General features: G+C 72.9%; 23 protein-coding genes and 1 pseudogene. 14 read left to right on the plus strand and 10 right to left on the minus strand.

Annotated features, from left to right (window positions below):
- Positions 1 to 101 precede the first annotated feature (101 nt).
- Complete coding sequence (locus A6A27_RS17040) at positions 102 to 497, plus strand: hypothetical protein (protein ID WP_241825299.1); 396 nt, start codon at positions 102 to 104, stop codon at positions 495 to 497.
- 67 nt (positions 498 to 564) lie between these two features.
- On the opposite strand, the gene A6A27_RS17045 is transcribed toward A6A27_RS17040, so the two are convergent.
- The 3 genes from A6A27_RS17045 to A6A27_RS17055 form a co-directional block, all read right to left on the minus strand.
- A complete protein-coding gene (locus A6A27_RS17045) occupies positions 565 to 1,449 on the minus strand; it encodes a glycine betaine ABC transporter substrate-binding protein (protein ID WP_073835598.1) in 885 nt (294 codons plus the stop codon).
- Positions 1,450 to 1,523: 74 nt separating this feature from the next.
- Positions 1,524 to 2,417: an ABC transporter permease gene (locus A6A27_RS17050; RefSeq protein ID WP_073835599.1), complete on the minus strand. Its 894-nt coding sequence runs from the start codon at positions 2,415 to 2,417 to the stop codon at positions 1,524 to 1,526.
- Entirely contained in the window at positions 2,414 to 3,679 is a 1,266-nt protein-coding gene (locus A6A27_RS17055; RefSeq protein ID WP_241825300.1) for a quaternary amine ABC transporter ATP-binding protein, read from the minus strand. The genes A6A27_RS17050 and A6A27_RS17055 overlap by 4 nt, the downstream gene beginning before the upstream one ends.
- Before the next feature lie 1,062 nt (positions 3,680 to 4,741).
- On the opposite strand from A6A27_RS17055, the pseudogene A6A27_RS17060 reads away from it, so the two are divergent.
- Both A6A27_RS17060 and A6A27_RS17065 read left to right on the plus strand, forming a co-directional pair.
- Positions 4,742 to 5,010 (plus strand): annotated as a pseudogene (locus A6A27_RS17060) (hypothetical protein).
- Positions 5,010 to 6,047 (plus strand): hypothetical protein, encoded by a 1,038-nt coding sequence (locus tag A6A27_RS17065; protein ID WP_073835601.1) that lies wholly within the window; start codon positions 5,010 to 5,012, stop codon positions 6,045 to 6,047. Before A6A27_RS17060 ends, A6A27_RS17065 begins: the two are co-directional and overlap by 1 nt.
- A 141-nt stretch (positions 6,048 to 6,188) precedes the next feature.
- Here A6A27_RS17065 and A6A27_RS17070 read toward each other — a convergent pair whose 3' ends face one another.
- A complete protein-coding gene (locus A6A27_RS17070) occupies positions 6,189 to 7,352 on the minus strand; it encodes an acyl-CoA dehydrogenase family protein (protein WP_073835637.1) in 1,164 nt (387 codons plus the stop codon).
- Positions 7,353 to 7,569: 217 nt separating this feature from the next.
- Between A6A27_RS17070 and A6A27_RS17075 the strand changes: the two genes are divergently transcribed.
- Genes A6A27_RS17075 through A6A27_RS17085 form a run of 3 tightly spaced genes read left to right on the plus strand, consistent with a single transcriptional unit; the run spans position 7,570 to position 9,395 of the window.
- Entirely contained in the window at positions 7,570 to 8,256 is a 687-nt protein-coding gene (locus A6A27_RS17075; protein WP_073835602.1) for a hypothetical protein, read from the plus strand.
- Between the two features lie 24 nt (positions 8,257 to 8,280).
- The gene (locus A6A27_RS17080; protein WP_073835603.1) at positions 8,281 to 8,745 is read left to right on the plus strand and encodes a hypothetical protein; all 465 of its coding nucleotides are present in this window, start codon (positions 8,281 to 8,283) and stop codon (positions 8,743 to 8,745) included.
- Positions 8,742 to 9,395 carry a response regulator gene (locus tag A6A27_RS17085; protein ID WP_241825301.1) on the plus strand — a complete coding sequence of 218 codons (654 nt, stop codon included), beginning with the start codon at positions 8,742 to 8,744 and terminating at the stop codon, positions 9,393 to 9,395. Before A6A27_RS17080 ends, A6A27_RS17085 begins: the two co-directional genes overlap by 4 nt.
- Here A6A27_RS17085 and A6A27_RS17090 read toward each other — a convergent pair.
- Entirely contained in the window at positions 9,386 to 9,973 is a 588-nt protein-coding gene (locus A6A27_RS17090) for a TetR/AcrR family transcriptional regulator (RefSeq protein ID WP_073835604.1), read from the minus strand. The two genes, A6A27_RS17085 and A6A27_RS17090, sit on opposite strands and share 10 nt — an antisense overlap.
- Before the next feature lie 71 nt (positions 9,974 to 10,044).
- On the opposite strand from A6A27_RS17090, the gene A6A27_RS17095 reads away from it, so the two are divergent.
- The gene (locus A6A27_RS17095) at positions 10,045 to 11,250 is read left to right on the plus strand and encodes an FAD-dependent monooxygenase (RefSeq protein ID WP_073835605.1); all 1,206 of its coding nucleotides are present in this window, start codon (positions 10,045 to 10,047) and stop codon (positions 11,248 to 11,250) included.
- A 48-nt stretch (positions 11,251 to 11,298) separates the two neighbouring features.
- On the opposite strand, the gene A6A27_RS17100 is transcribed toward A6A27_RS17095, so the two are convergent.
- Positions 11,299 to 11,826, minus strand: a complete 528-nt coding sequence (locus A6A27_RS17100) for an SRPBCC family protein (RefSeq protein WP_073835606.1) — start codon at positions 11,824 to 11,826, stop codon at positions 11,299 to 11,301.
- A 2-nt stretch (positions 11,827 to 11,828) separates the two neighbouring features.
- Positions 11,829 to 12,137 carry an ArsR/SmtB family transcription factor gene (locus A6A27_RS17105; RefSeq protein WP_338013293.1) on the minus strand — a complete coding sequence of 103 codons (309 nt, stop codon included), beginning with the start codon at positions 12,135 to 12,137 and terminating at the stop codon, positions 11,829 to 11,831.
- Between the two features lie 121 nt (positions 12,138 to 12,258).
- Between A6A27_RS17105 and A6A27_RS17110 the strand changes: the two genes are divergently transcribed.
- The 4 genes from A6A27_RS17110 (at position 12,259) to A6A27_RS17130 (ending at position 19,397) form a co-directional block, all read left to right on the plus strand.
- Positions 12,259 to 13,188, plus strand: coding sequence for an LLM class F420-dependent oxidoreductase (locus A6A27_RS17110; RefSeq protein WP_073835608.1), 930 nt, complete (start codon positions 12,259 to 12,261; stop codon positions 13,186 to 13,188).
- A gap of 302 nt (positions 13,189 to 13,490) precedes the next feature.
- The gene (locus tag A6A27_RS17120) at positions 13,491 to 14,216 is read left to right on the plus strand and encodes a hypothetical protein (RefSeq protein WP_073835610.1); all 726 of its coding nucleotides are present in this window, start codon (positions 13,491 to 13,493) and stop codon (positions 14,214 to 14,216) included.
- On the plus strand, positions 14,213 to 15,445 hold the full coding sequence (locus A6A27_RS17125) for an FAD-binding protein (protein WP_073835611.1): 1,233 nt from the start codon (positions 14,213 to 14,215) through the stop codon (positions 15,443 to 15,445). Before A6A27_RS17120 ends, A6A27_RS17125 begins: the two co-directional genes overlap by 4 nt.
- A 217-nt stretch (positions 15,446 to 15,662) precedes the next feature.
- Positions 15,663 to 19,397: a S8 family serine peptidase gene (locus tag A6A27_RS17130; RefSeq protein ID WP_073835612.1), complete on the plus strand. Its 3,735-nt coding sequence runs from the start codon at positions 15,663 to 15,665 to the stop codon at positions 19,395 to 19,397.
- Between the two features lie 119 nt (positions 19,398 to 19,516).
- On the opposite strand, the gene A6A27_RS17135 is transcribed toward A6A27_RS17130, so the two are convergent.
- The 3 genes from A6A27_RS17135 to A6A27_RS17145 form a co-directional block, all read right to left on the minus strand.
- A complete protein-coding gene (locus A6A27_RS17135) occupies positions 19,517 to 20,662 on the minus strand; it encodes a site-2 protease family protein (protein ID WP_073835613.1) in 1,146 nt (381 codons plus the stop codon).
- A gap of 63 nt (positions 20,663 to 20,725) precedes the next feature.
- Positions 20,726 to 21,574, minus strand: coding sequence for an alpha/beta hydrolase (locus A6A27_RS17140; RefSeq protein ID WP_073835614.1), 849 nt, complete (start codon positions 21,572 to 21,574; stop codon positions 20,726 to 20,728).
- A gap of 56 nt (positions 21,575 to 21,630) precedes the next feature.
- On the minus strand, positions 21,631 to 22,353 hold the full coding sequence (locus A6A27_RS17145) for a TetR/AcrR family transcriptional regulator (RefSeq protein ID WP_083672651.1): 723 nt from the start codon (positions 22,351 to 22,353) through the stop codon (positions 21,631 to 21,633).
- A 126-nt stretch (positions 22,354 to 22,479) separates the two neighbouring features.
- Between A6A27_RS17145 and A6A27_RS17150 the strand changes: the two genes are divergently transcribed.
- The 3 genes from A6A27_RS17150 to A6A27_RS17160 all read left to right on the plus strand — a co-directional run bounded on the left by A6A27_RS17150 (position 22,480) and on the right by A6A27_RS17160 (position 25,727).
- The gene (locus tag A6A27_RS17150) at positions 22,480 to 23,916 is read left to right on the plus strand and encodes an MFS transporter (protein ID WP_073835616.1); all 1,437 of its coding nucleotides are present in this window, start codon (positions 22,480 to 22,482) and stop codon (positions 23,914 to 23,916) included.
- Positions 23,917 to 24,004: 88 nt separating this feature from the next.
- Entirely contained in the window at positions 24,005 to 24,925 is a 921-nt protein-coding gene (locus A6A27_RS17155; RefSeq protein WP_073835617.1) for an ABC transporter ATP-binding protein, read from the plus strand.
- A 1-nt stretch (position 24,926) separates the two neighbouring features.
- Positions 24,927 to 25,727: an ABC transporter permease gene (locus tag A6A27_RS17160; protein ID WP_073835618.1), complete on the plus strand. Its 801-nt coding sequence runs from the start codon at positions 24,927 to 24,929 to the stop codon at positions 25,725 to 25,727.
- The last annotated feature ends 19 nt before the right edge of the window (positions 25,728 to 25,746 follow it).

Below are 25,746 nucleotides of genomic sequence, written 5' to 3' on the forward strand. Positions count from 1 at the left end.
CCGGACGCGCTGCGCCGCCCGGTCCGCGGCGGTCCGCGAGGGGACGTTGGCCGAGTACGGATGCTCATCCGCCCGGCCGCCGGGACCGGCAGGATCGGGCCGTGACCACAACGATGCGTACTCTGCTCGGCGGGCTGCTGCTGGCGGCGGCGACGGTCGGCGCCTGGTGGGCCTGGTTGGGCTGGGAGAGCGGCTACACGGTCGACCCGGCGACCGGCGCCACCAGCGGCCCCTACGCGGTGTGGCAGGTGGCCGGCTGTGTGCTGACCCTGGCCCTGATCGCCGCGGTTGGCGGCTGGTGGCGCGGCCCGTGGCTGGTGGCCCCGGTGATGACGGTGGCCTTCACGGCCGCCTGGGCGCGGCACGCCGCGTCGACCGATGCCACCGGGCTCTGGGCGGTCGGGGCGGCGCTGGTCGCCATCGGCACCGCGATCGGGTCCACCCTGGTGAGCGCCGGTGCCGGGTGGCTGCGGCGCCGCCGGCGGCCGGCCCGGTGAGAAGTGACCCGGGCCCCTGACCCGGGGGCCCGCCGGCAACGCGGCGGGCCCCCGGTCACGGGACGGGTCAGGCGAGCGCCTTCAGGTAGTCGGGGTTGGCCTTCAGCCACTCCTCGACGGCCTTCTTCTCGTCACCCTTGTGGGTGTTGAACATCAGGTCCTCCAGGGACCCGAGCTGCTGGTTGTCCATGGTGAACTTCGCCAACATCTTCGTGACCTCGGGGAAGTCCTTGCCGAAGCCCTTGCGGCCGAAGGTGTTGATCTGCTCGGCCTGGCCCAGGGTGCCCTTCGGGTCGGCCAGGTCCTTCAGCTCGTATTTCGCGTAGGCCCAGTGGGGGTGCCAGAGGGTGACCACGATCGGCTTCTGGTCGGCGATCGCGGCGTCGAGCGCGGCCAGCATGGCCGGGGTGGAGGAGGTCTTCAGCTTCATGGCGCCGGCCAGGCCGTAGCCGGGCAGCACCTTCTCCTGGGTGGCCTTGGTGAGGCCGGCGCCCGGCTCGATACCGATCAGCTGTCCGCCGAAGGTGCCGGCCTTGCCGGCCAGATCCTCGAGCGAGTCGACGCCGTCGACGTACTTCGGCACCGCGATGCTGAGGCTGGCGTCGTCGTACCAGACGCCGATCCTCTCCAGCTTGTCGCCGTACTTCTCGAGGTAGGAGGCGTGGGTCTGGGGCAGCCAGCCGTCCAGGAACAGGTCGATGTCGCCGCCGGCGAGCCCGCCGTAGACGAGCCCGGCCTCCAGGTTCTTGAGCTGGACCCGGTAGCCCTTCTCCTCTAGGATGTGCTGCCACAGGTGGGAGGCGGCGATCGCCTCGTCCCAGGCCATGTAGCCGATGGTGATCTTCTTGCCGTTGCCGGACCCGCCGTCCGACTTCGCGCTGCAGGCGGCACCGCCCAGCGCCAGGGTGGCGGTCACGGCGAGCGCCAGGACGCGCCTCAGGGTCGTGAACACGGATTGTCCTTCCTTCTCTGAACAGCCGGCGGACCCGCGTATGCGGGCACAGGGGTGCCGGCGGAGGGCGACGGTCAGGCGGCCTGCCGCGCCAGGCGCTGCGCCCGTGCGGAGGGGAACCGGTCGCCCACGGAGTCGGTGAGCCGGTCGAGCACCACGGCGAGGACCACGACGGCGATGCCGCCCTCGAAACCGCTGCCCACCTCGACCTGGGAGAGCGCGAACATGATCACGTCGCCGAGGCCGCCGGCGCCGACCATGCCGGCGATGACCACCATGGACAGGGCCAGCATGATGACCTGGTTGACCCCGGTCATGATCGTCGGCAGGGCCAGTGGCAGCTTGGTCCGTAGCAGCACCATCCACGGTGGCGCGCCGAACGACTCGGCGGCCTGGACGATCTCCTTGTCGACCTGCCGCAGGCCGAGCTCGGTCAGGCGTACGCCGGGCGGCATGCTGAACACCAGCGTGGCCAGCACGCCGGGCACGGTGCCGATGCCGAAGAAGAAGATCGCCGGGATCAGGTAGACGAACGCCGGCATGGTCTGCATGAGGTCAAGCACCGGCCGGGCCACGGTGGACGCCCGCCGGTTCTCCGCGATGAAGATGCCCAGTGGGATCGCCAGCAGCAGGGCGAGCACGCTCGCCACGAGCACCTGGGCGAGGGTGCTCATGGTCTCCTCCCAGTACGGCATCCCGGCCACCACGCCGAGGCCGACCGCCGTTCCGAGGGCGAACTTCCAGCCGCGCAGCCACCAGCCGAGCCCGGCCAGGACCAGCACGACCGCCACCGGCGGTACGCCGGTGAGCAGCTCGTCGAGCGGGCGGACCAGGGCGTCGACCACGGCCGCGACCGCGTCGAAGACCGGGCCGAGGGCGCCGGTGGCCCAGTCGACGGCGGATTCGGTCCAGGCGCCCAGCGGCACCCGGGGCAGCTCGACGTCGAGCGGGGACCAGGTGTGACTCATGCCGGCTCTCCCTTCGTGCCCACCAGCTCGACCTCGGCCAGGTCGGGTGCCGGCTCGTCCACCGGGGCCACCTCGTCCGGGGTGGCGCTGGCCAGGGCGCTGAGCAGGGTGATCCGGGGGATCACCCCGGTCAGCCGGCCCCGGTCGTCGAGGACGGCCACCGGATGCTGGCTCTCCGCGCAGTCGGCGAACAGGTCGGCCACCGCGGTGTCCTCGGTGACTGTGCGGACCCGCTCGGTCGAGACGTACCCGTCGAGGCTCGGTCGGCCCTCCCGCAGCGCCCGCAGCACGTCGTCCTCGGTGACCGTGCCGAGGAACTTCTTCATCGGCCCGGTCACGTAGACCGCCGAGGTCTGGCTCTCCCGCAGCGCCTTCGCGGCCACCCGGGGACCTGCGTTGACGTCCAGGACGTGGTGCGGCTTCTCCATCACCGACGCGGCGGTCAGGATCCGGGTCCGGTCGACGTCGGCGACGAACTGCGCCACGTACCCGTTGGCCGGGTCGGTCAGGATCTCCTCGGCGGTGCCGATCTGGACGATCCGGCCGTCCCGCATCACCGCGATCCGGTCGCCGAGCCGCATGGCCTCGTTCAGGTCGTGGGTGATGAAGATGATGGTCTTGCCCAGTTCGGCCTGGAGTTCCAGCAGTTGGTCCTGGATCTCCCGGCGGATGAGCGGGTCCAGCGCCGAGAACGCCTCGTCCATCAGCAGGATGTCGGTGCCGGCCGCGAGCGCGCGGGCCAGCCCGACCCGCTGCCGCATACCGCCGGAGAGGTCGTGGGGGAGCTTGTCCGCCCACTCCTCCAGGCCGACCATGCGCAGCGCGTCCAGGGCGCGCTCGCGCCGCTCGGCCTTGGGCAGGCCGGCGACCTCCAGGGCGTAGCCCGCGTTCTCCAGCACCGTCCGGTGCGGCATCAGCGCGAAGTGCTGGAAGACCATGCTGATCTTCTCGCGCCGCAGCTTGCGCAGCGCGGCGGGTTTGAGCGTGGTCAGTTCGACCCCGTCGACCTGCACACTGCCCCGGGTGGGCTGGAGCAGACCGTTGAGCATCCGGATGAGGGTGGACTTGCCGGAGCCGGAGAGACCCATCACCACGAAGATCTCGCCGGGGCGTACCTCGAAGTTCGCGTCGATCACGGCGGCCGTGGCCGGCAGGCCCGCCAGCGCCTCGGCGCGTGGGGCGCCGTTCGCGAGGCGCCTCATCGCCTCGTCAGCTCGATTGCCGAATATTTTGTAGAGCGACTTCACTGCGAGTGCGGGCACGATCCCCTCTCCGATGGAACCGGTGGCGTATCGCGCCATCGGTGGCCATCTTCGCGTCTCGTCCGTCGATATCAACATCGGTCACGTTCTGGGGGCCGCAGGGGCCGGCCCGGAAACTTACCGACGTCATCGGTGAGAATCCAGTCGCAACCGGGGGGGCTGTGGAATTAACCACAAAAACTGAATGCTTTTCAGCGCCGAATTCGGTCGCCGGTACGTACTGGGGACGTGCCGCACGGGGGCGTGCGACGGGTGGTTGGGCCCGCGCTGGGCGCTTTGTTCGGTCCGGTGCGGGTGCCGGTGTCGAGCGGTCCGCTGCCGCCGTTCGTCCCCGAATATGACGACGGCGATAGAGAACGGTCATGCGCTCGTGATTTTCCGTCACGCGATTGTCATATTCGGACGGCGATCTCGACCCGTCGGGCGGCGCGGTTCCGCAATCGCGTCGGTCGCCTTCCGGAAATCGCCGAACATGGATCGCCCGCGTCCCCGAGAAGCCGAATCCAGCGCGCTCGTGCGGCACGGCGCCGCAGGCTCGCCGGATGCCCGGCGGTGTCCTCCCGCGGCCAGCCGGCCGATCGGATCGCCTGGACTCGCCAGCCGATCGCCGCCACGATCCGGCCGTGCCGAGGCAAGGCTCCGACCGGGCAGGGATGCCGCCGCGGCGGCAAGCTGATCAAGGACAGACCGGCCGACGGATTGCCGACAGGACGTCCGACCCCCGACCGGCGCATTGTTGGTGCAGTGGAGGCTTTGGATGGCGGGCCACATCCCATCCCTCCGGCCCCGGCGGCGACTCCGTGTCGTCGCCGGACGCCGCCAGCGCCGAGCGCGGCCGTGACGCCGCCGGCGGGCCCGGCCACCGCCCGGTCCACCGCGCGCCGCCCGGCCGAGACCCGGCCCGGCGCCGTCCTGACCGGACGGTGCCAGCCAGTCAGGACACCGACGTCACCACCTCCGGCCGGCCTCGCCGGGATCCTCGTCGTGAACCGCGGCGCCCCGCCTGACCGGCCGGGCGTACCGGCGGATGCCGGGCGCAGAGCAAGGAAGGAGGGGGCGGAGATGGCCGCTCCCACCGTGACCGCCAGCCTCAACCGCTCGACCTACTCCCCAGGCGACCAGATGACCCTCACGGTCACCTACGCCGACCCGGATACCCGGCCCGTCACGGTCACCATCGTGGTGACCGACTCCAGGGCAACAGCAGCGCCCCGGTCAAGGCCACGGCGGTCATCGACCCGCTCACCGTGAGCGTGACCGACGATTCCGGCCGGACCTGGACGAAGGTCTCCGACACCGGGTCGGTGGCCGTGTACCGGGCGGTGGCGTGATGCCCCGGGTCACGGTCACCGTGCGGGACAACGGCGGGCACACCGCCACCGCGACCGCCGACTACACCGTCGCCCCGCCGGTGCTGGGTGGCTACTACCTCGCCGGGAACGCCGACCCGACGGCCGACCTGGCCGGCGGCAACTTCCGCTCCCTCACCCAGTACCGCAGCTTCGCCGACGGCTACACCTTCCCCGGATACAACCAGTCGTGGCTGACCACCCTGGGCCGCAAGGGGATCGCGATCAACATGGTGCTCGAGCTGAAGTACTACGGCGTAACCAGCATCGGACCGCAGACCTTCACCGTGGACGGGGCCAGCTACACCGTCCCGGCCCCGGTGATGACCATCCAGCAGCGCCCGGGGACGACCTGGCCGAAGGCGTACGGGTATGGGCAGGTGCTCGCCGGCCTGTGCGACGGGCTCTTCGCGAGGGCGCTGTCGCAGTACCGGACCCTGGGCTTCCCGGTCAACATCCAACTCGCTTCCGAGCTGGACACCGACCACGAGTTCGGCACCACCGAATCGGGGGTGGCGTACGACTGGGCCAACTCGGATGCCCGGGCCGTGCAGGCGATGACCTACATCGTGAACTGGTTCAAGGCCCGCCCGCTGCCCGCCGGCACCACCTTCTCGGTCGGCTCGGGCGGCTTCGACCGGGCCGCCTACCGGCGTACCCACCCGGAGTCGCTGATGGCGAAGCTGGACTTCCTCCAGTGGAACGTCTACGCCACCGACCCGAGCGGCACCGCCCTGGGCCGGTTTCGGTGCACGAAGGACTGGGCGGTGACCGACCTCGGCCCGGTGGCGCTCTCCCGTCCGGTGCTCATCGCGGAGTGGGGGGTACGGGTGGCCGAGTTCCCCGATCAGGCCGCCTGGATCGCCACGGTGCCGGCGGCCATCGCCCAGCTCAACGCCGAGCGGAGCCCGCGGATCGTGCGCACCAACTACTTCAACTCGGGCTGGGGCACCCTCACCCCGAAGGACGCCGGGCTGGCCGCGCTGCGCTCGGCGTATGCCACCCGGCCGTACGTGTGACTAGCCGGCCCAGCGTTTCGGCTACACGGGTGGGGGCCGGCCGCCGAGCCCCTCGGCGGCCGGCCCCGCGCGGGCCGGCGGACCCCTCTGCACGCCGGCCCCTGGGCCGGGGGACCCCTCCACCCACCGGCCCGGGTCAGTTCAGTACGCCAGCGCCACCGGCCGGCCCAGCAGCTGCGCCCCGTTGTTGCCGAGCCAGCCCTCGGCGGCTGCGGCGTGCTGCGCGAACGTGTGGATGTCCCGGAACCGGCGCTGGATCGGCGAGGAGTCCCGGGCCGCACCGCCGCCGGCCGCTCGGTAACAGGTGTCCACGGCGGCGATCGCCTGCTCGGTCACCCAGGGCAGCGAGGCGGAGATGGTCGGGTGCAGGGCGGCGATCCGTCCCGGGTCCTCGGCGCAGGCCGCCCAGAGTTCGTCGGCGAGCGCGTCGAGCAGGGCCCGCGCGGCGCGGACGTTCAGGTCGGCCCGACCGAGCTGGACCCGGAACGCGGGTGAGTCGGCGAGCGGCTGCCGGGCGTAGAGGCGCTGCCGCCCGTCGCCGAGCAGCGCGGTCATCTCGTCCAGTGCGCCCTGCGCGATGCCTACCGCGACCGCACCCAGGTGCAGCACGAAATGCACCAGCGGCGCCACGAACCCCGGCCCGGGAATGCACGGCGTGCCGGTGAACAGGTCGAAGCTCTCCTCCGCCGGGCAGAACGCCGACTCGACCAGCACGTCGTGGCTGCCGGTGCCACGCAGGCCGAGCACGTGCCAGGTGTCCACCACGGTCACCCGGTCGGCCGCGAAGAGCATCGAACGGGTCTCCGGCGGCTGCCCGTCCGCCCCGGGCAGCGGCTGGCCGTCCGCGGTGACCAGGCAGTTGCCGAAGATCCAGTCGGCGTGCCGGCAGCCGCTGGCGAACCCCCAGCGCCCGCTCACCTGGAACCCGCCGTCGGCCAGCTCGGCTCGGCCCTGTGCGGCGAAACCGCCGGCCACCACCACGTCCGGGCCGGCGGCGTAGAGCTTGTCGAACCGGTCGCGGGGGAGCATGGCGAGCAGGTGCGGGCTCTCCGCGCCGATCATCACGGTCCAACCGGTCGAGCCGTCCGCCCGCGCCAGGGTTTCCAGCACCGCCATCCCGGTGCGCAGGTCCACCTCGTACCCGCCGTGGCTGCGGGGCACGAACATCCGGAAGCAGCCGGCCGCGCGGAGCCGGTCGAGCAGGTCGGCGGGCAGCTCTCGGGCCTGCTCGATCTCCTCGGCCCGGGCGGTCAGCTCCGGCGCCAGCTCGCGTACGGCGCTCAGCAGGTCGTGGCGGTGCTCCATGGCGGCCTCCTCGTCGGTGTGGCGGTTCCACCGTGGCGGGTGTGCCGTCCCGGTCGCCAGGGACACCGGTACCGACCGTCCGGGAGGCCGGTGGTGTCCCGGGCCGGCGGCGGAACCGCCCGGACGATCGGGACGCCGCGCCCCATGCGCCCGGGACGCCGGGACGGCCACGCTTCGCCTGCGGCGCTTCGCCGCGGCCCCGACCGGAGGAGGAACCATGACCAGCGCCACGCTCGACGCCACCGCCACCCCGACCGCCACCGACCGTCCCCGCCGCGCCTGGGCGGTCGCCGGGGTGCTCGCCGGGCTCACCGGCGTCGCGCTCTTCCTGTTCAGCCCGGGGCTGGCCGATGTGGACCGGTCGCTGCTCGCCGACAACGCCCGGTACGTGGCCGCGATGGACGGCCGGGAGGCGTACGTCTGGGCCTTCCAGGTGCTGTCCGGGCTGGCCGCTGGTTGCCTGGCGGTCTTCGCGGCCGGGCTGCGGCGGCGGTTGGCGGCCCGGGAGCCGGCCGGCGGCCTGCTGCCCGACGTGGCGGCCGGCGGCCTGCTGCTCACCGCGGCGCTGCTGCTGGTCGGCGGCGGGGTCTCCACCGAGCTCTACTGGGACCTGCTGCACCTGTCCGAGACCGACGCCGACACGGTCGCGGCGCTGGCCACCGGCTACAACACCTTCCCGTGGGTGTGGGCGGGGGCCGGGCTCAGCGCCGGCGCGGTGGCGGTCGCCGGGCTGCGCCGCCGGTCGGTGAGCCGCTGGCTGGCGGTGTTCAGCCTGCTGATGACCCTGCTGGTGGTGGTCACCCAGGCGGTGCCCCTGCAGTATCTGGCGCTGGCCCCGGCGGCGCTCTGGGCCACTGTCGCGGGACTGACATTCGCGCTGGAGCGCCGGGGTCTCGGCAACTGACCCGGCGACTGTCAGGATCAGCCCATGTCCGCCGAGCCGACGACGGCGCCACCGGGCGGCGACCGGCGTCATCCGGTCGCCGCCCGGCTGGTCGCCGTCGGCTGCGCGCTCCTGCTCACCGGTACGGCCGTCTGCTGGGTCCTCGCCCGCCGGCCGTGGGGCCTGTCCCAGCTCTTCTTCCTGGTCGACTTCACCGACTGCGCGGTTTACGGCACGGTCGCGTGGCTGGTGCTGCTGCGGCGCGGGCACCCGGTCGCCTGGCTGCTCGCCGCGACCGGAGTGGGTGGCGGCCTGTCCGCGTTGAGCGCGCAGTACGTGGACCTGCTCGCGGTACGGCCCGGGCTGCCCGCCCCGGTGCTGCTCACCTCGGCCCGTGACTGGGCCTGGGTGCCCGGGATGCTCTCGCTCATCACGGTGGTGCCGTGGTCCGCTGCCGGTGCGGAGGCTGCCGGGCCGGGCCCGGTGCGGCCGGCGGTGGTGGGGCCGTGAGCGGGGAGACGATCCGGGTCGCGGTGGTGGACGACCACCCGGTGTTCCGGCTGGGCATGACCGCGCTGCTCGCCTCGACGGCCGGGCTGGCGGTGGTCGGCGAGGCCGCCGACGCGGACGGCGCGCTCCGCGTCGCCGACCAGCAGCGGCCGGACGTGATCATCATGGACCTGCACCTGGGCGGCCGGTCCGGGGTGGCGGCCACCCGGGAGATCGTCACCCGGCACCCGGGTATCGGGGTGCTGGTGGTGACCATGCTGGACGACGACGACTGGGTCTTCGCGGCGCTGCGCGCGGGTGCCCGGGGCTACCTGCTCAAGGGTGCGGCGCCGGCCGAGGTGGAGCGGGCGGTCCGGGCGGTCGCCAACGGCGAGGTGCTGCTCGGCCCGGTGATTGCGAGCCGGGCGGTGAGCTACCTGTCCGGGGCCCGGGCGTCCGGGGCGGCGCCCTTCCCGGAGCTGACCGACCGGGAGCGCGAGGTGCTCGACCTGGTCGCCCAGGGGTTGAGCAACGTGGTCATCGCCCGCCGGTTGACGCTCAGCCCGAAGACCGTCCGCAACCACCTGTCCAACGTGCTCGCCAAGCTCCAGGTGGCCGACCGCGGCCAGGCCATCGTCCGGGCCCGGGAGGCCGGCCTCGGTCAGCCCTGACCGGCGCGGAACTCGTCGGCGACGATCCGCAGCGCCCGGGTCAGCTCCGCCGCCGACGGCGCCACCTCCGGGTCGACCAGGTACTGGGCGGCCAGGCCGCCGAGCAGCGCCTGGTGGAAGGCGCCGAGCGCGAGCGCGGTCGGCTCGTCGGCGGCCGGGTCGACCCGGTGGAAGACCTCGGCGAGGCCGATCCGGGCCTGGTGGTTGGCGGTGGCGAACGCCGCCCGCAGCTCCGGTAGGCGGTCCATCTGCGCGATCAGCTCGAACTGGATGGCCCAGAGCGGGCGCAGCCGGGCGAAGGACTCGATGATCCGCTCCCAGGTCGCCTCGAACCGCTGCTCAGGCGTGGCCGTCGCGCCGGTGTCCTCGGCGAGGGCGCGGCCCAGCTCCTCACCCCATTCCGCCATCGCCTCGATCAGGGCCTCGTTGAGCAGGGCCTTCGTGGTGCGGAAGTGGTAGCCGATGGCGGCCAGGCTGGTGCCGGCCGCGGTGGCGACGTCCCGGGCCGTGGTGCCCGTGTATCCCTTCTCGATCAGGCAGCGCTTGGCGCCGGTGAGCAGGTCCTCCCGATTTCCCATGCCGACAGGGTAGCGGATCTCTTGAACAAGCGTCTTGCACATCTGTCTAACACGCTTGTACAGTCGTTGGCATGACCGATGTGCTGATCTCCGGCGCCGGTGTCGCCGGCCCCGCTCTGGCCTGGTGGCTGCGCCGTCACGGCTTCCGTCCGACCGTCGTCGAGCGCGCCCCGGCGCTCCGCGCCGGGGGCTACAAGGTGGACATCCGGGGTGCGGCCCTGGCGGTCGTCGACCGGATGGGCCTGGGGGACGAGGTGCGGCGGCACGACACCGGCATGCGGCTGGCCCGCTTCGTGGACTCGTCGGGCCGACAGCTCGCCACCATGGACGCCGCGCTCTTCGGCGGCCGGGAGGGGGACGACGTCGAGGTCATGCGCGGCGACCTGGCCCGCATCCTGGTCAACGCCACCCGCGACGTGGACTACCTCTTCGACGACTCGATCGTCGCGCTGGACCAGCGGGCCGACGGGGTGGAGGTCGCCTTCGAGCGGGCACCGAGCCGCCGCTTCGACCGGGTGATCGGCGCCGACGGGCTGCACTCGACGGTGCGGCGGCTGGCCTTCGGCCCCGGCTCGGCGTACCTGCGCCCGCTCGGGCACCACATCGCGATCTTCGCGGTGCCGGCCGAGTACGGCGAGGAGCGGGTCGAGCTGATGCACCCCGCCCCGGGACGCACGGTCGGCGTCTACCGGACCGCCGGCGCGCCGGACGCGCGGGCTCTCTTCCTCTTCCCCTCGCCGGCCGAGGAGCCCGACCGCCGGGACGTCGCCGGGCAGCAGGCGGCACTGGCTCGGGCGTATGCCGGGGCCGGCTGGCGGGTGCCGGAGTTGCTCGCCGCGATGCCGGACGCGCCGGACTTCTACTTCGACGCGATGAGCCAGGTGCGGATGGACGGCTGGTCGACCGGGCGGGTCGGGCTGCTCGGCGACGCCGCCTATGGTGCCTCGCCGGCCTCCGGGCAGGGCACCAGCCTGAGCCTGGTCGGCGCGTACGTGCTGGCCGCGTCGCTGGCCGAGGCGGCCGGCGACCCGGCCGCCGGGTTCGCCACGTACGAGCGGCGGATGCGCCCGTTCGTGGCGGCGAACCAGCAGCTCGCCGAGCGCAACCTGAAGGGCATGGTGCTCGGCTCGGCCGCGCAGATCCGGTTCCAGACGCTGATGCTGCGGCTCATGCCGCACCTGCCGGGCCGGGAGGGGATGATCCGCCGGGTCACCGAGTCGATCCGCAAGGCGGCCAGCGCGATCACCCTGCCGGACGTCCCGGCCGGCGCGCGCTGAATCAGGCGGGCGTGGGGGTGGCGCTCCGCCGCCCCCGCCCCGTCTGCGTCAGGAGTCCAGCCGCTCGGCGTACGCGTCGCGCAGCCGTGCCCAGCCGAAGTCCAGCGCCTCGCCGCCGCGGATCGGGCCGACCGGGTCGCCGTCGAGCAGGTGGCCGGCCACGTCCAGGCAGAGGTGCCAGCCGGCGGCCATGATCGGGGCCTGGTCGGCCTTCTCGATCCGGTGCCGCAGGGTCAACCGGGTGCCGGGGCCCGTCGGGGCCAGCTCCCAGCGCAGCAGGTCGTCGCCCCAGGTGTACTCCAGCAGCGACGGGCGCTCGGCGCGGACCACGGTGGCCGGCGCCTCGAAGGTCCGATCGCCGTCGACCGTGCTGAGCGTGGCCTCGCCGGGCGTGCCGAGGTCGCGGCTGGCGAGGAAGGGTGCCCACTCGCCGAGCTGGTCCGGTTCGGTCAGCGCGGCCCACACCTTCTCCGGCGGGTGCCGCAGGTCCCGGACGAACACCAGGTCCCACCGGTCACCGGCCGGTACGCGGGCGACCTCGGCGAGCGGGCCGGGCCGGAAGTTGTCGCGCTCCATGGTCACTCCTGACTGTCGAGGTGGCGCTCCAGGGCGTCGAGGTGGTCCGCCCACATCCGCCGGTACGGCCCGAGCCAGTCGTCCACGGCGCGCAGCGGGCCCGGGTCGATCCGGTAGATCCGTTGCTGGGCCGCGGTGCGGCAGGTGACGAAGCCGGCCTCGCGGAGCACCTTGAGGTGCTTGGAGACGGCCGGCTGGCTCATCCCCAGCGCGTCCACCAGGTCACCGACGCTGCTCTCGGTGCGGCGCAGCCGGTCGAGGATGCGGCGTCGGGTGGGCTCGGCCAGGACGGCGAAGGTGTCGACGGGCACCGCCCCAATATGCCTCATCGATTATATGCCTGTCAAGGAATGCAAGGGTCGGCCATCGGGCCGATGGGTAGGTCCCCTACTTCCCCCGCGGCCGGGTCCGGCGGCTCAATATGCTCGGGCCATGGAACTGCGGATCTTCACCGAACCCCAGCAGGGCGCCAGCTACGACCAGCTGCTCGCCGTGGCCCGCTGCGCGGAGGAGACGGGCTTCGGCGCGTTCTTCCGCTCCGACCACTACCTGAAGATGGGCTCGGTGACCGGCGAGCCGGGTCCGACGGACGCTTGGACCACGCTCGCCGGCCTGGCCCGGGACACCACCCGGATCCGGCTCGGCACGCTGATGACCGCGGCCACCTTCCGGCTCCCCGGCCCGCTCGCCATCACCGTGGCGCAGGTCGACCAGATGAGCGGCGGCCGAGTCGAGCTGGGCATCGGCACCGGCTGGTACGCCGACGAGCACACCGCCTACGGCATCCCGTTCCCGCCGCTCGGGGAGCGCTTCGACCGGCTGGAGGAGCAGCTCGCCGTCATCACCGGGCTCTGGGAGACCCCGGCCGGTCGGACCTTCGACCACCCCGGCAAGTACTACCCAGTGAGCGACTCGCCCGCGCTGCCCAAGCCGGTGCAGCAGCCACGGCCGCCCATCCTGCTCGGCGGGAAGGGGCCGAAGCGCACGCCCCGCCTCGCCGCCCGGTACGCCGACGAGTTCAACCTGCCGTTCGCCGCGCTCGAGGACTCGGCGGCCCAGTTCGAGCGGGTGCGGGACGCCTGCGCCGAGGTCGACCGGGACCCGTCCACCATGGTCTGGTCCAACGCCCTGGTGCTCTGCTGCGGGCGGGACGAGGCGGAGGTGGCCCGGCGGGCCGCGGCGATCGGCCGGGAGCCCGCCGAGTTGCGCGAGAACGGCCTCGCCGGCACGCCCGCCGAGATCGTCGACAAGCTCGGCCGGTACGCCAGGATCGGCAGCCAGCGGGCCTACCTCCAGGTGCTCGACCTGACCGACCTGGACCACCTGGAGCTGGTCGCCGCCGAGGTCATGCCGCAGCTCTGACGATCGACCACGCCCGCCCGGCGGCCGTTCGAGGCGCCGGACCGGGCCCCGGCGGCTCCGGCTCGGGCTCCGGGATCGGCGCCGGCACCGGATGCCCGGTCGGTGCGGCGCCGACCGGGCCGGGGCCCACGCCGGTCGGGTCGAGCTCCTCCTCGGCCGGGCGCACAGCCGGGCGGCGGGTGGGGGCCGGGTCGCGGTGGCTGGTCACCGGCACCGGGTTCCCCGTCCGGGCCGAATCAACCGCGCCTTGACAGGTGGGCGGAAAATGCACCCGGACGACGGCGTCGGATCGGGGGTACGACATGGAACTGCACCGCAGCCGGGGGACACTGCCGCTGGCCATCGTCTGCGTGTTCGGCGGGGTGATGGTGCTCGTCGCCGGCGAGGGCTGGCTGCTGCGGACGCTGGTGGCACTCGGGGTCGTCGTGGTCGGCGGCGCGGCGCTGGTCGGCGCGGTGCGGCCGTTCCGCTTCGTCATCGGGCCGGACGGGCTGGACGTGCGCCGCCCGGGCCTGCGCGGGACGTACCGCTGGGAGTACTTCGACGCGCTCGCCCTCGACGACCGGGGGAGGCTGGTCGGGGTGCCCGCCGTCGGCCTCGGCCTGCGGACCACCGCGCGGCACCCGCGTGACGGGCGGCCCGCCGTCGAGCTCCTCCACCTCACCCAGGTACGCGAGAGCCCGGACGAGGTCGCGGCGGCGCTGACCCGGTACTCCGGTGGCCGGTTCACCGACGCCCGCCCCCCGGTGGCCACCCAGCTCCCCGGGACGGAGATCGCGTTCACCGTCGCCCTGCGCGGCTACGGGACGGCGCAGGTCGACGAGCTGGTGGGCCGCGCCCAGGACGCGCTGGCCCGGGGCGGCCCGGCCGAGCGGCGGGCCGTCCGCGCGGAGATCGAGCAGGCCCGAGCCGCCGGTATCCCGGTCGGGCTGCGCGGGTACGACATGGGCCAGGTCGACGCCGCGCTCGCCGCGCTCCACACCGCCCTCGCCGAGGAACCCACCACCGACCGGGAGACCACCGCGTGACCGACGCCGGCCGCAACTGGGCGGGCAACGTGCGGTACGCCGCCCGGGCCCGCCACCGGCCGTCCAGCCTGGACGAACTGCGCCGGCTGGTGGCCGGTGCCGACCGGGTGCGGGCGGTGGGCACCGGGCACACGTTCAACCGGCTCGGGGACACCACGGGCGAGTTGGTCTCGCTGGCCGGGCTGCCGCCCACCGTCGTGCTGGACCGCGACCGCGGCACGGTCACCGTCCCCGCCGGCCTGCGCTACGGCGACCTCGCCACCCGCCTGCACGCCAAGGGGTACGCGTTGGCCAACCTCGCCTCGCTGCCGCACATCTCGGTGGCCGGAGCGGTCGCCACCGCCACCCACGGCTCGGGTGCCGCCCATGGCAACCTCGCCACCGCCGTGGCCGCCCTGGAACTGGTCACCGCCGACGGTGACCTGCTCACCGTGGACCGCGCGGACCCGAGGTTCGCCGGGATGGTGGTCAACCTCGGCGCGCTGGGCGTGGTCACCCGGCTCACCCTGGACGTGGTGCCCGCCTTCCAGATCCGCCAGTACGTCCGGCTCGGCCTGCCCCGCGCGGCGCTCGACGCCGCCTGCGACGCGGCGTACAGCGTGAGCGTGTTCACCGGCTGGCGCTCGTCCCGCCTGGACCAGGTGTGGCTCAAACAGCGGGCCGACGCGCCGCCACCCCCGGCGGACTGGCTGGACACCGTCGCCGCCGACGCGCCCTGCCACCCGGTGCCCGGCATGCCGGCGGAGCACTGCACCGCCCAGTTCGGCGCGCCCGGACCGTGGCACGAGCGGCTGCCGCACTTCCGGCTCGGCTTCACCCCGAGCAGCGGTGACGAACTCCAGTCGGAGTGGCACCTGCCCCGCTCCTCGGCCGCCGCGGCGCTCGCCGCGCTCGGCCCGGCCGCCGAGCGGATCGCCGCCGTGCTCCAGGTCTGCGAGCTTCGTACGGTCGCCGCGGACGGGTTGTGGCTCAGCCCGAACCACGACCGGGACAGCCTAGCGATCCACTTCACCTGGATCGGTGACGCGGCGCGGGTGGCCCCGGTGCTCGCCGAGGTGGAGGAGCGGCTGGTGCCCTTCGCCCCGCGCCCGCACTGGGGCAAGCTCTTCGTCCGGAACCCGGCCGCCACGTACCCCAGGTACGACGACTTTCGTGCCCTGCTGGCCGACCTCGACCCGGCCGGGAAGTTCCGCACCGACGAGCTCGACCGTTACTTCCCCCGCGGCTAGGCGGCGGCAGGACCCGCCGCGGTGGGCGTTCGGGCCGCCACCTTCGCGCTTTCACAGCACATCTTCGACACCGTCGAGCTTGCCCGCCGGGGCGTGTCCAGTTGGCGACATGTCGCCTCTGTGGCACCTGGCACCTAGTGACCACCATCGTGTCGGCAATCAGACTCCGGTGGTGTCAACAGTGGTTGCCAGCTTCGCTGAGCAAAGGAGTAACACGATGAACCGGCTCATACGCTGGACGGCCATGGCGGCGGTCGGCGTCCTGGCGGTGGGCGTTCCCGCCGAGGCAGCGCCACCGCCCCCGGCAGAAGCTAGCGGAGCCGCCGCGACCGCCAGCCCGTCCCGGGTCACTCTGATAACGGGCGACGTGGTGGAGTTGGTCGAGGCCTCGCCCGGCAGGTACGCCGCCTCCGTCCGGCCGGCGCCGGGCCGGGAAGCGATCACCTTCCACACCCTGGAAGTCGACGGCGGCCTGCGTGTACTGCCCAGCGACGTCGTGCCGTACGTGTCCACCGGTGTTCTCGACGGCGACCTGTTCGACGTACAGGAGCTCATCGAGCAGGGCTACGGGGACGAGGCGGCACCAAACCTGCCACTGATCATTCGCTACCAGGAGACCGGCCGGCAGACGATAGCCGGGGCACGGAGTGTCTCCAGGCTGGACAGCATCGGCGCCGCTGCGATCGTCGAGGACAAGGACGGGCTGACCGGGTTCTGGCGGGCAGCGGCCGGCAGCAGCCCAGGCGTCCGATCGCTCGGCGTGGACACGCCGCAGCTGGGGTCCGGCATCGCGCAGATCTGGCTCGACGGGCGGGTGAAGCCAACCCTCGACCGTAGCGTGCCGCAGATCGGCGCTCCGGCAGCGTGGGCGTCGGGGTACGACGGCGACGGTGTCACGGTGGCGGTACTGGACACCGGCATCGACGCGGCACACCCCGACGTCGCTGGAAAGATCAGCGCGACGAGAAACTTCTCCAACAGCGCCACGACCGCCGACAAGTTCGGACACGGCACGCACGTTGCCAGCACGATCGCCGGCACCGGCGCCGCCTCGGACGGCCGACGCAAGGGCGTCGCACCCGGGGCGAACCTGCTCATCGGCAAGGTGCTGAACGACAGTGGCTCCGGCAACGAGTCGTGGATCATCGCCGGAATGGAGTGGGCGGTGAGTTCCGGAGCCGACGTGGTCAACATGAGCCTTGGCGGAAGTGCTACCGATGGCACCGACCCGTTGAGCGAGGCGGTCAACCGGCTCACCGCGAGCAGCGGCACCCTCTTCGTCGTCTCGGCTGGTAACGAGGGGGAGGAGTCGACCGTGGGCACTCCGGGTGCGGCCGACGCTGCGCTCACTGTCGGTGCGGTGGACCGCGACGAGAGTCTCGCGAGTTTCTCCAGCCGAGGTCCGCGGTTGGGTGATTATGCGGTGAAGCCGGAAATCACCGCACCGGGTGTCGGGATCGTCGCGGCGCGGGCCGCCGGTACCGCGATGGGAACGCCGGTCGACGCGTACTACACCGCGGCGTCCGGCACGTCGATGGCTGCGCCGCACGTGGCCGGCGCGGCGGCGATCCTCGCCCAGCGCCACCCCGACTGGAACGCCGCGCAACTCAAGGACGCGCTGGTGAGCACGGCCCGCACCAATCCTGCCCTGACGGTGCACCAGCAGGGCGCCGGCCGGGTCGACGTGGCACGGGCGACTGCCCAGCAGGTCCACGCGACCGGAGTGCTCAACTTCGGGGTGCACACCGACACCACGCCGGCCGAGGCGCCGATCACCCGGCAGGTCTCCGTCACCAATACCGGGGACAGCGCGGTGACGCTGTCGCTCGCCGCACGCCTGGAGAACCTCGACTCCCACGCCGCGGACCAGGACGCTGTCGCGCTCGGCGCCGACCAGATCGTCGTGCCCGCAGGCACGAGCCGGCAGGTGCCGGTCACGATCGACCCGGCCAAGCTCACCCGTGGACGGCACGGCGGTTGGCTCACGGCCAACGGCGCTGACGGGGCGCTGACCACCACTGCCCTGGCGGTGACCCTTGATGGCCCCAAGCACACCGTGACCCTGCACGGGGTGGACCGCAGCGGCGCGGACACGAGCGTGTCCGTGGTCGCCCTGCACGGTGCCGACCCGCGCTCGGACGTGGTGAAGTGGATTCAAAAGGGCAAGCCCCTGACCGTCGAGGTCGAGGAGGGCAACTACCTGCTGCACGGCCTGATCTCGGACGGTGGGCCACTTGACTCACAGGCCACCCTGATCACCGACCCCCAGCTGAAGGTCACCCGGGACCTCGAGGTGGTCATCGACGCCCGCAAGGGGACCCCGATCACCATCGAGACACCGAAACCCGCCGAGCAGCAGGCGGTGCTGAGCTACTACGTACACCGCACCTTCGGTAACGGCCGGAGCATCAGCCACGGGGTCATGCATTTCAGCACTGTGCAGCAGGTCAACGTGACGCCCACCGACCCCGTCACCGACGGAGACTACGAGTTCGCCTCCCGGTGGCAACTCGTCGCGCCCATGGTGAGCGCCCACGTGTCCGGCGTGTCCGGGCCGCTCGACATCAACCTGCTGCACCGCTCACCGGCCTTCGACGGGGTACGCAACTTCCCGCTCGTCTGGGCCGGCACCGGCACCGAAGCGGAGTTGACCGCAGCGGGCGTACGCGGAGCCGCGGTGCTCATGGACAGTGCGAAGGGCCGTTCCGAGAGCACCCAGGTGGCTGCCGCGGCAGCGGCCGGAGCCGCGGCCGCGCTGATCGTGCGGCCGGCCACGCAATCCGCATGGACGGTGTGGCGCCCGATCGCCACCCGGGAGCCGATCCCGGCGATGGTGGTCGCCAACGACGACGGCCAGCGCCTAAAGGCCGCCGCCACGACGGGAAAGCCGATGCTCAGCCTCACCCTCACCGTGTCCAGTCCGTACCTCTACGACGTGTTCCATGTCGAGCGGGGCCGGATCCCTTCGCAGGTCGTCCACAAGGTGACCGCGGAGAACTCGGCGCGGATCATCACCAGGTACGCCAACACCGGCGGGGATGAGTGGGCCAAGGAGCAGCGCTTCGGCTGGCGCCCCTGGCAGACGTACTCGTGGAACGACACCCAGCGCATGGTGCGCACGGGCGGGGAGCGCGAGGAGTGGGTTTCCGCCGGTGACTCGGTGTGGCAGCACCGGGTGGCGCACTACTACACCTGGGACGAGATGAATCCGCTCGGCCTCGGGATGCGGGACGCTCCGCGCAGCTACCAGGGCGACAGCCGGCTCCGCGAGGACTGGTTCACCCCGGTGGTGCGTCCGGCGGCGCCCCGCGGTGTCGCGGGCCTGGTGTCGACCCGCCGTGGCGACATCCTGGCCCTGCGGGTACCGGAATTCGTCGACGCCGCCGGCCACTACACGCTGTCGGGCGGCGGCGGTGAGCGCGACCTGGTGTCGGCACGACTGTCGCGCGACGGCGCCGTGCTCGCCGAGTTGCCCGATGCGCGGCGGGATGTGCCGACGGTGGCCGCCGACGCCTCATATCGGCTGGAGTTGACCACCGAGCGGGCGTCCAAGGAGTGGCAGTGGGCGACGCGCACGCAGACGGCGTGGGACTTCCGGTCCGGGCGCCCGGACGGTGACCCGGAAGAACCGCGGCCACTGCCGCTGCTGCAACTCGACTACACCGTTCCGGCCGACCTGGCCGGAACGGTGCCCGGGGACCACCCGCACAACATCGGTATCGCGCTGCGCAACCAGGACGGGTTGGCGGCTCCGGCCGGGGGCAGCGTCGGGGTCGAGGTGTCGTTCGACGAAGGGGCGACGTGGCGCTCGGTGAAGGTCGCGGGCGAGGACGGCGTCTTCCACGCGCTCGTGCCGCCGGGCACCGGCACGGTCTCGCTGCGGGTGCACGGCGCTGACGCCGACGGGAACGAGGTCACCCAGACGATCCTGCGAGCGTACGGGCTGCGCTGACCGCGGGTTGATCAGGGCGTCCGGCACGTCGACGCCCTGATCAACCCCGGGCGACAGGGGCTCGTCCACACCGGGGCGGTACGAAGGGCAGCGGTGGGAGTGCTGTCCGGGGATCCTGCTCAGCTGCCGCGGCCGCCGGTCATCTGTTCGCGCATGCTGCCGCGCTGCACGGCCCGGCTGATGTCGCTGGGCGAGACGATGCCGACCAGCCGCTGGTCGGACACCACCAGCGCCCGGCCGTCGGCGCACTGACTGAGCCGGGGGAGCAGCTCGGTGAGCTGCTCGTCCGGGGAGGCGAGCACCAGTTCCCCGGCCCGGCAGGACACCTCGCCCAGGGTGGTCGACTCTCGACGGTCGGCCGGGATGCCCCGGACCCGGTCGAGGGTCACCAGGCCGACCGGGTGGCCGTCCTCGGTCAGCGGCAGCGCCGAGTGCCGGTACGCGAAGAGGTAGTGGTCCACGAAGTCCGCGACGGTCATCTCCCCGGAGGCGGTCTGCGGCTGCGGGGTCATCACGTCGGCGACGCGTACCCCGCGCAGGGCACTGCCCATCCGGGCCTGGCGCTCCTCCGCTCCGGCGGCCCCGATCAGGAACCAGCCGATCAGCGCCAGCCAGAGCCCGCCCACCCCGGCGCCCCTGAAGAACTGCCAGATCCCGACGGCGATCAGCACGATGCCGAGCCCCCAGCCGGCCCGGGCGGCCACCACCGACGCCTTCGTCCGGTCGCCGGTGGCCCGCCACACCACCGCACGCAACAGCCGTCCGCCGTCCAGTGGCGCGGCCGGCAGCACGTTGAAGATCGCCAGCAGCACGTTGATGCCGGCCAGCCAGGACAGCGCGCCGACCAGCAGGCCGCGCCCGGTGGCGAGCGAGACGAGTAGTGCGATCACCCCGAAGAAGATGCCGATCAGCAGGCTGACCAGCGGCCCGATCCCGGCGATCCGCAGTTCGGCACCGGGGTCCCGGGCCTCGCCCTTCAGCTTGGACACCCCGCCGAAGAGCCAGAGCGTGATGTCCTCGACCTCGATCCCGTTGCGCTTGGCGATCACCGCGTGGGCGACCTCGTGCGCGAGCAGGCCGAGGAAGAAGACCACCGCCGCGGCCAGCCCCGCCAGCCAGTACGCGAAGGCCGAATGGCCGGGGTAGGAGCGCGGGAACAGACTGGCCGACAGCGCCCAGGCAATCAGCACGAAGATGACCAGGACGCTCCAGTTGACCCCGATCGGTACGCCCGCGACCCGGCCAAGCCGGAAGCTCGCCCTCATGACTCGCACATACCCCTGACGAGGGCACCTATGCCAGCAGGGGACGTCCCGAGGTTGTTGAACTCAGTGCGGGGGAGCCTCGCTGACCACGGTCGGCGAGAACTCGTTGGCCGCCTCGACCGCCCATTCCAGCGCGTAGTCGGCCTCCTCCTCCCAGCCCGGCTCGCCGCCGACGAAGTGCGACCGGTGGGGGTTGCAGCGGAACCCGGTGAGCGCGGTCGAGCTCCGGTAGAGGTTGACGTTGGCGACCACCACCGAGGGCGGCACCACGTGGTCGGCGCCCCCGGCCGTCAACAGCAGCGGGGCGCGTTCGTCCCGCTTCTTGTCCACCTCGGTGGCCGCGTCCGGGTCCAGGTTGGCGAACGCCGCCTCGAACAGGACGCGGCCGGCGCCGGGTACGGCGTACCGCTCCCAGGCCGCGTCGGACTGCTGTGGGCTCAGCGTGTTGCCGAAGGCGAACCGGAAGTCCTCCTTGGTGAACGGCACCGCGCGGTTTCGGTTCGCCGGGCTCCCCAGGATGGAGAACGCTGAGCGCAGCGTGTTGAGCGGCAGCCGCAGCACGCCCTTGACCGGGGCGGGATGGAGGGCGACCCCGGCGGCGCCGAGCTTCCGGTCGAGCAGCAGTTGCGTGATCAGGCCGCCGAACGAGTGCCCCATGATGATCGGCGGCCGGGGCTGCTCCCGAACGATCCGGGCGTAGTGCTCGGTGATGTCGGCGATCCGCTGCCCGGCGATCGGCGTCGGGTCCGCCCGCAACTCCTCGACCTCGGCCTCCATGCCGGGCCAGGCCGGCGTGAGCACCCGGAAGCCCCGCGCCCGGTACCGCTCGGCCCAGTGCTCCCAGCTGCGTGAAGTCATCCAGAGCCCGTGGATCAGCACGATCGTGTCGACCCGTCCCGTCGGTGCCGCCATGGTGACCTCCCGGTGTCGCGGTTGCCCGGCCCGGCGGTTACCCGGCCCGGCGGCGGTCAGTCACCGGCCCGGACGTGCCCGGCGACGCCCCGGATCAGCAGGTCCAGGCCGAAGACGAAGCGCTCGTCGCCGCCGCCGGCCAGCAGCTCGTCCACGTGCCGGTGGATGTTCGGGTACGACTTCGCGGGCAGGCTCAGGTAGTAGCTCCGCAACTGGGCGGAAAACCGATTCCAGTAGGTCGCCCGGTCCTGCCCGGACGCGTGGATCTTCTCCGCGTACAGGGCGCCCTCGTAGGCGTCTCCGGCGATGTAGAGGAAGAGCCGGTCGAGGAACCAGGCGGCCTGCGGGGGCGGCACCCCGCCGGCGAGCAGGATGGCGAGCATGCCGTCGGTGACGCGCAGGGAGTTCGGGCCGGTGGGGATGGTGGCCAGCGAGGCGAGAGCCAGGTTGGTGTGGGTGGCGTAGACCCGGTACGCCTGCCGGGCCACGTCCCGGATCTGCTCCGCCCACCGCTCGGGGTCCGGCGCCGGCACGGAGATGTCGGCGCTGGCCCGGTCGACGAGCAGCTCAAGCAGCTCCTCCTTGCCGGAGACGTGGGCGTAGAGCGAGGCCGGGCCGGTGCCCAGCTCCTGGGCCACCCGCCGCATGCTCAGCCCGCCCAGCCCCTCCCGGTTGATCACCGCGAGCGCGGCGTCGACGACCGCGCCCTGGCTCAGCGGCTGCTTCGCGGGGCGGGTCCTGGGGCGGGTACGCCAGGGCGGGCTGGGCGGTTCGCTCACGGATGACCTCCAGATCCGGGGGGACCCGAACATCGTACTTGCTGCGAACGTCGTTCGTTGATAGAACATTGTTCGTTAACGAACGGCGTTCGCTCATCTTTGGGAGTATCGATGTCGCATCAGGCCATGACCCTCGCTCCGGACCGCGCCGGGCCGGCGAAGACCGGCCACCGCTGGCGCTGGACAGCCCTGGCTGTGATCCTCGCCGCCGAGGTGATGGACCTCCTCGACGCCCTCGTCACCAACCTCGCGGGCCCGGCGATCCGCGCCGACCTGGGCGGGTCGGCCAGCCTGATCCAGTGGCTCGGCGCCGGCTACATCCTGGCCATGGCCGTCGGTCTGGTCACCGGCGGCCGCCTCGGCGACCTGTACGGCCGCCGCCGGATGTTCCTGCTCGGGGTGCTCGGCTTCACCGCCGCCTCCGCGCTGTGCACCCTGTCCGGCACCCCGGGCACGCTGATCGGCGCCCGGGTCGCGCAGGGGCTCTTCGGCGCGCTGCTGCTGCCGCAGGGCCTCGGTCTGATCAAGGAGATGTTCCCGCCGCACCAACTCGCCGCCGCCTTCGGCGCGTTCGGCCCGGTGATGGGGATCTCCGCGGTCGGCGGCCCGATCCTTGCCGGCTGGCTGGTCGACGCCGATCTCGCCGGCACCGGCTGGCGGGCCATCTTCCTGATCAACGTGCCGCTCGGCCTGCTCGCCGCCGCCGGTGCGCTGCGGTTCCTGCCGGAGTCCCGCGCCACCCACGCCAGCCGCCTCGACCTGCCCGGCGTCGGGCTGGTCTCGCTCGCCGCGTTCCTGCTGGTCTTCCCGCTGGTCCAGGGCCGGGAGCGGGACTGGCCGGCGTGGACCTTCGCCATGATGGCCGGCGCGGTCGTCGTCTTCGCCCTCTTCGCCCGGTACGAGGTGCGGCGCGAGCGGTCCGGCCGGGATCCACTGGTGGTGCCGGCACTGTTCCACCGCCGCGCGTTCACCGGCGGCCTGGTCGCCGGCCTCGCCTTCTTCACCGCACTGACCGGTTTCTCGCTGGTGTTCAGCCTCTACCTCCAGGTCGGGCTGGGCTGGTCGCCGCTGCGCGCCGGGCTGGCCGGCGTCCCGCAGGCGCTCGGCATGGTGGTCGCCTTCGTGCTCGCCGGCGCCGGCCTCGCCCAGCGCCTGGGCCGGCGGCTGATCCACCTCGGCCTCGCCGTGGTCGTCGCGGGGGTCGGCGGCCTGCTGCTCACCCTGGCCGCGACCGGCAGCACGGTCGGCCCGTGGCGGATGGCACCCGCCCTGCTGGCCGTCGGCTTCGGCATGGGGCTGGTGATGGCGCCGTTCTTCGACATCGTGCTCTCCGGGGTGGCGGAGTCCGAGACCGGCTCGGCCTCGGGGACGCTCACCGCCGTCCAGCAACTCGGCGGGGCGCTCGGCGTCGCCGTACTGGGCACGGTCTTCTTCAGCGGTCTCGACCACGGCGTTCAGCCGGCCGTGGAGATCACCCTGGCCGCGGAGCTGGGCCTGCTGGTGGTCACCTTCGTCGGCGCGTTCCTGCTGCCGCGCCGGGCCCGCGAGGGCGGCGCGCACTGACCGGTGTCCACCGCCCTGACAAATGTCACGGGTGGAAGATGACGGACGCTCCGGGGACGGCCCAGCCGTTCCCCGGAGCATCGGTGTCATGACCGACATCTCACCGGCCGTCGAGCTGGCCGGACTCACCAAGACCTTCGGCCCGGTGACCGCCGTCGACGGGCTCAGCCTCCGCGTCGAGCCGGGCGAGGTGGTGGCCTTCCTCGGCCCCAACGGCGCCGGCAAGACCACCACCGTGGACATGCTGCTCGGGCTGGCCCGCCCGGACGCCGGCACCGTCCGGGTCTTCGGCGGCCCGCCGTCCGACGCCGTCCGGCTCGGCCGGGTCGCCGCCGTGATGCAGACCGGCGGCCTGCTCAAGGACCTCACCGTCGCCGAGACGGTACGGCTGGCCGCGCACTTCCACGCGCAGCCCCGTCCGGTGGCGGAGGTGCTGGAGCGGGCCGGCATCGCCGACATCGCCGACCGCCCGGTGGGCAAGTGCTCCGGCGGCGAGCAGCAGCGGCTGCGCTTCGCCCTGGCGCTGCTGCCGGATCCCGACCTGATGGTGCTCGACGAGCCGACCACCGGGATGGACGTCGAGGGGCGGCGGGACTTCTGGCAGGCCATCCGGGCCGACGCCCGGAACGGGCGGACCATCATTCTCGCCACCCACTACCTCGACGAGGCCGACGCGTACGCGGACCGGATCGTGCTGGTCCGGCAGGGCCGGGTGGTCGCCGACGGCACCACCGCCGAGATCAAGAACCTGGCCGCCGGCCGGATCGTCCGGGCCACCCTCCCCGGCGCCGACCAGGCCGCGCTCGCCGTGCTGCCCGGCGTCCAGGCGGTCGAGGTACGCGGTGACGCGGTGCTGGTGCGGACCGACGACTCGGACACCGTCGCCCGGCACCTGCTCACCCGCACCGCCGCGCGGGACCTCGAGATCACCTCCCGCAACCTCGAGGACGCGTTCCTCGCCCTCACCACCGGCACCCTGACCGCCGACCCCGCGCCGATCGGAGCCTGAGATGACCGTCGCCACCTCCGCCACCACGCCGGCCCGCCCCGTCGACCGGCGCCCGCCCGCCCTGGGCGGATTCTCCGCCGCGGTGCTCGGCATCGAGATCCGCCGCGTGCTGCGCAACCGCCGCACGCTGATGTTCACCCTGATCATGCCGGCGGTCTTCTTCCTCCTCTTCGGACTGCCGCAGCGCGGCCAGGAGTTGCCCAACGGCCAACCGGTCACCGCCTGGATCATGATCAGTCTCGCCGTCTACGCGGCCATGGTCGCCACCACCAGCGCCGGCGCGGCGGTCGCCACCGAGCGGGCGCTCGGCTGGAGCCGCCAGCTCCGGCTCACCCCGCTGCGCCCGGCCGCGTACGTGGCCACGAAGGTGGTCACCGCGATGGTGCTCGGTCTGCTCGGCGTGCTGGTCGAGTTCGCCGTCGGCGCCGCCGCCGGGGTGCGGATCCCGGCCGACGTCTGGCTGGTCGCCGGGCTGGCCGCCTGGCTCGGCTCGCTGGTCTTCGCCGCCTTCGGGCTCTTCGTCGGCTACCTCGCCCCGGCCGAGAACGTCATGCAGTTCATGGGCCCGGTCCTGGCCATCCTGGCCATGTTCGGCGGGCTCTTCGTGCCGCTGGAGCTGCTGCCGCACGCCTTCCAGCAGATCGCCAAGTTCACCCCGGTGTACGGCGTCGGCCAGCTCGCCCGGGCCCCGCTGACCGGGGCCGGCCTGGACTGGGTGGCGCTGGGCAACCTCGCCGGCTGGACCGCGGTGTTCGGGCTGGGCGCGGCGCGGCTGTTCCGCCGCGACACCACCCGCGTCTGACCCGGGACGGCGGCGGCTA

Source organism: Micromonospora sp. CB01531 (assembly GCF_001905095.1).
Lineage (GTDB): Bacteria > Actinomycetota > Actinomycetes > Mycobacteriales > Micromonosporaceae > Micromonospora.

What these genes read in the sequence shown, in the direction of transcription:
- A6A27_RS17155 (WP_073835617.1), top strand. Translation starts at nt 24,005, where the DNA reads ATGACCGACATCTCACCGGCCGTCGAGCTGGCCGGACTCACCAAGACC.
- A6A27_RS17140 (WP_073835614.1), bottom strand. Translation starts at nt 21,574, where the DNA reads ATGGCGGCACCGACGGGACGGGTCGACACGATCGTGCTGATCCACGGG.
- A6A27_RS17070 (WP_073835637.1), bottom strand. Translation starts at nt 7,352, where the DNA reads ATGGAGCACCGCCACGACCTGCTGAGCGCCGTACGCGAGCTGGCGCCG.
- A6A27_RS17110 (WP_073835608.1), top strand. Translation starts at nt 12,259, where the DNA reads ATGGAACTGCGGATCTTCACCGAACCCCAGCAGGGCGCCAGCTACGAC.
- A6A27_RS17150 (WP_073835616.1), top strand. Translation starts at nt 22,480, where the DNA reads ATGACCCTCGCTCCGGACCGCGCCGGGCCGGCGAAGACCGGCCACCGC.
- A6A27_RS17130 (WP_073835612.1), top strand. Translation starts at nt 15,663, where the DNA reads ATGAACCGGCTCATACGCTGGACGGCCATGGCGGCGGTCGGCGTCCTG.
- A6A27_RS17160 (WP_073835618.1), top strand. Translation starts at nt 24,927, where the DNA reads ATGACCGTCGCCACCTCCGCCACCACGCCGGCCCGCCCCGTCGACCGG.
- A6A27_RS17095 (WP_073835605.1), top strand. Translation starts at nt 10,045, where the DNA reads ATGACCGATGTGCTGATCTCCGGCGCCGGTGTCGCCGGCCCCGCTCTG.
- A6A27_RS17090 (WP_073835604.1), bottom strand. Translation starts at nt 9,973, where the DNA reads ATGGGAAATCGGGAGGACCTGCTCACCGGCGCCAAGCGCTGCCTGATC.
- A6A27_RS17120 (WP_073835610.1), top strand. Translation starts at nt 13,491, where the DNA reads ATGGAACTGCACCGCAGCCGGGGGACACTGCCGCTGGCCATCGTCTGC.
- A6A27_RS17065 (WP_073835601.1), top strand. Translation starts at nt 5,010, where the DNA reads ATGCCCCGGGTCACGGTCACCGTGCGGGACAACGGCGGGCACACCGCC.
- A6A27_RS17075 (WP_073835602.1), top strand. Translation starts at nt 7,570, where the DNA reads ATGACCAGCGCCACGCTCGACGCCACCGCCACCCCGACCGCCACCGAC.
- A6A27_RS17080 (WP_073835603.1), top strand. Translation starts at nt 8,281, where the DNA reads ATGTCCGCCGAGCCGACGACGGCGCCACCGGGCGGCGACCGGCGTCAT.
- A6A27_RS17050 (WP_073835599.1), bottom strand. Translation starts at nt 2,417, where the DNA reads ATGAGTCACACCTGGTCCCCGCTCGACGTCGAGCTGCCCCGGGTGCCG.
- A6A27_RS17100 (WP_073835606.1), bottom strand. Translation starts at nt 11,826, where the DNA reads ATGGAGCGCGACAACTTCCGGCCCGGCCCGCTCGCCGAGGTCGCCCGC.
- A6A27_RS17135 (WP_073835613.1), bottom strand. Translation starts at nt 20,662, where the DNA reads ATGAGGGCGAGCTTCCGGCTTGGCCGGGTCGCGGGCGTACCGATCGGG.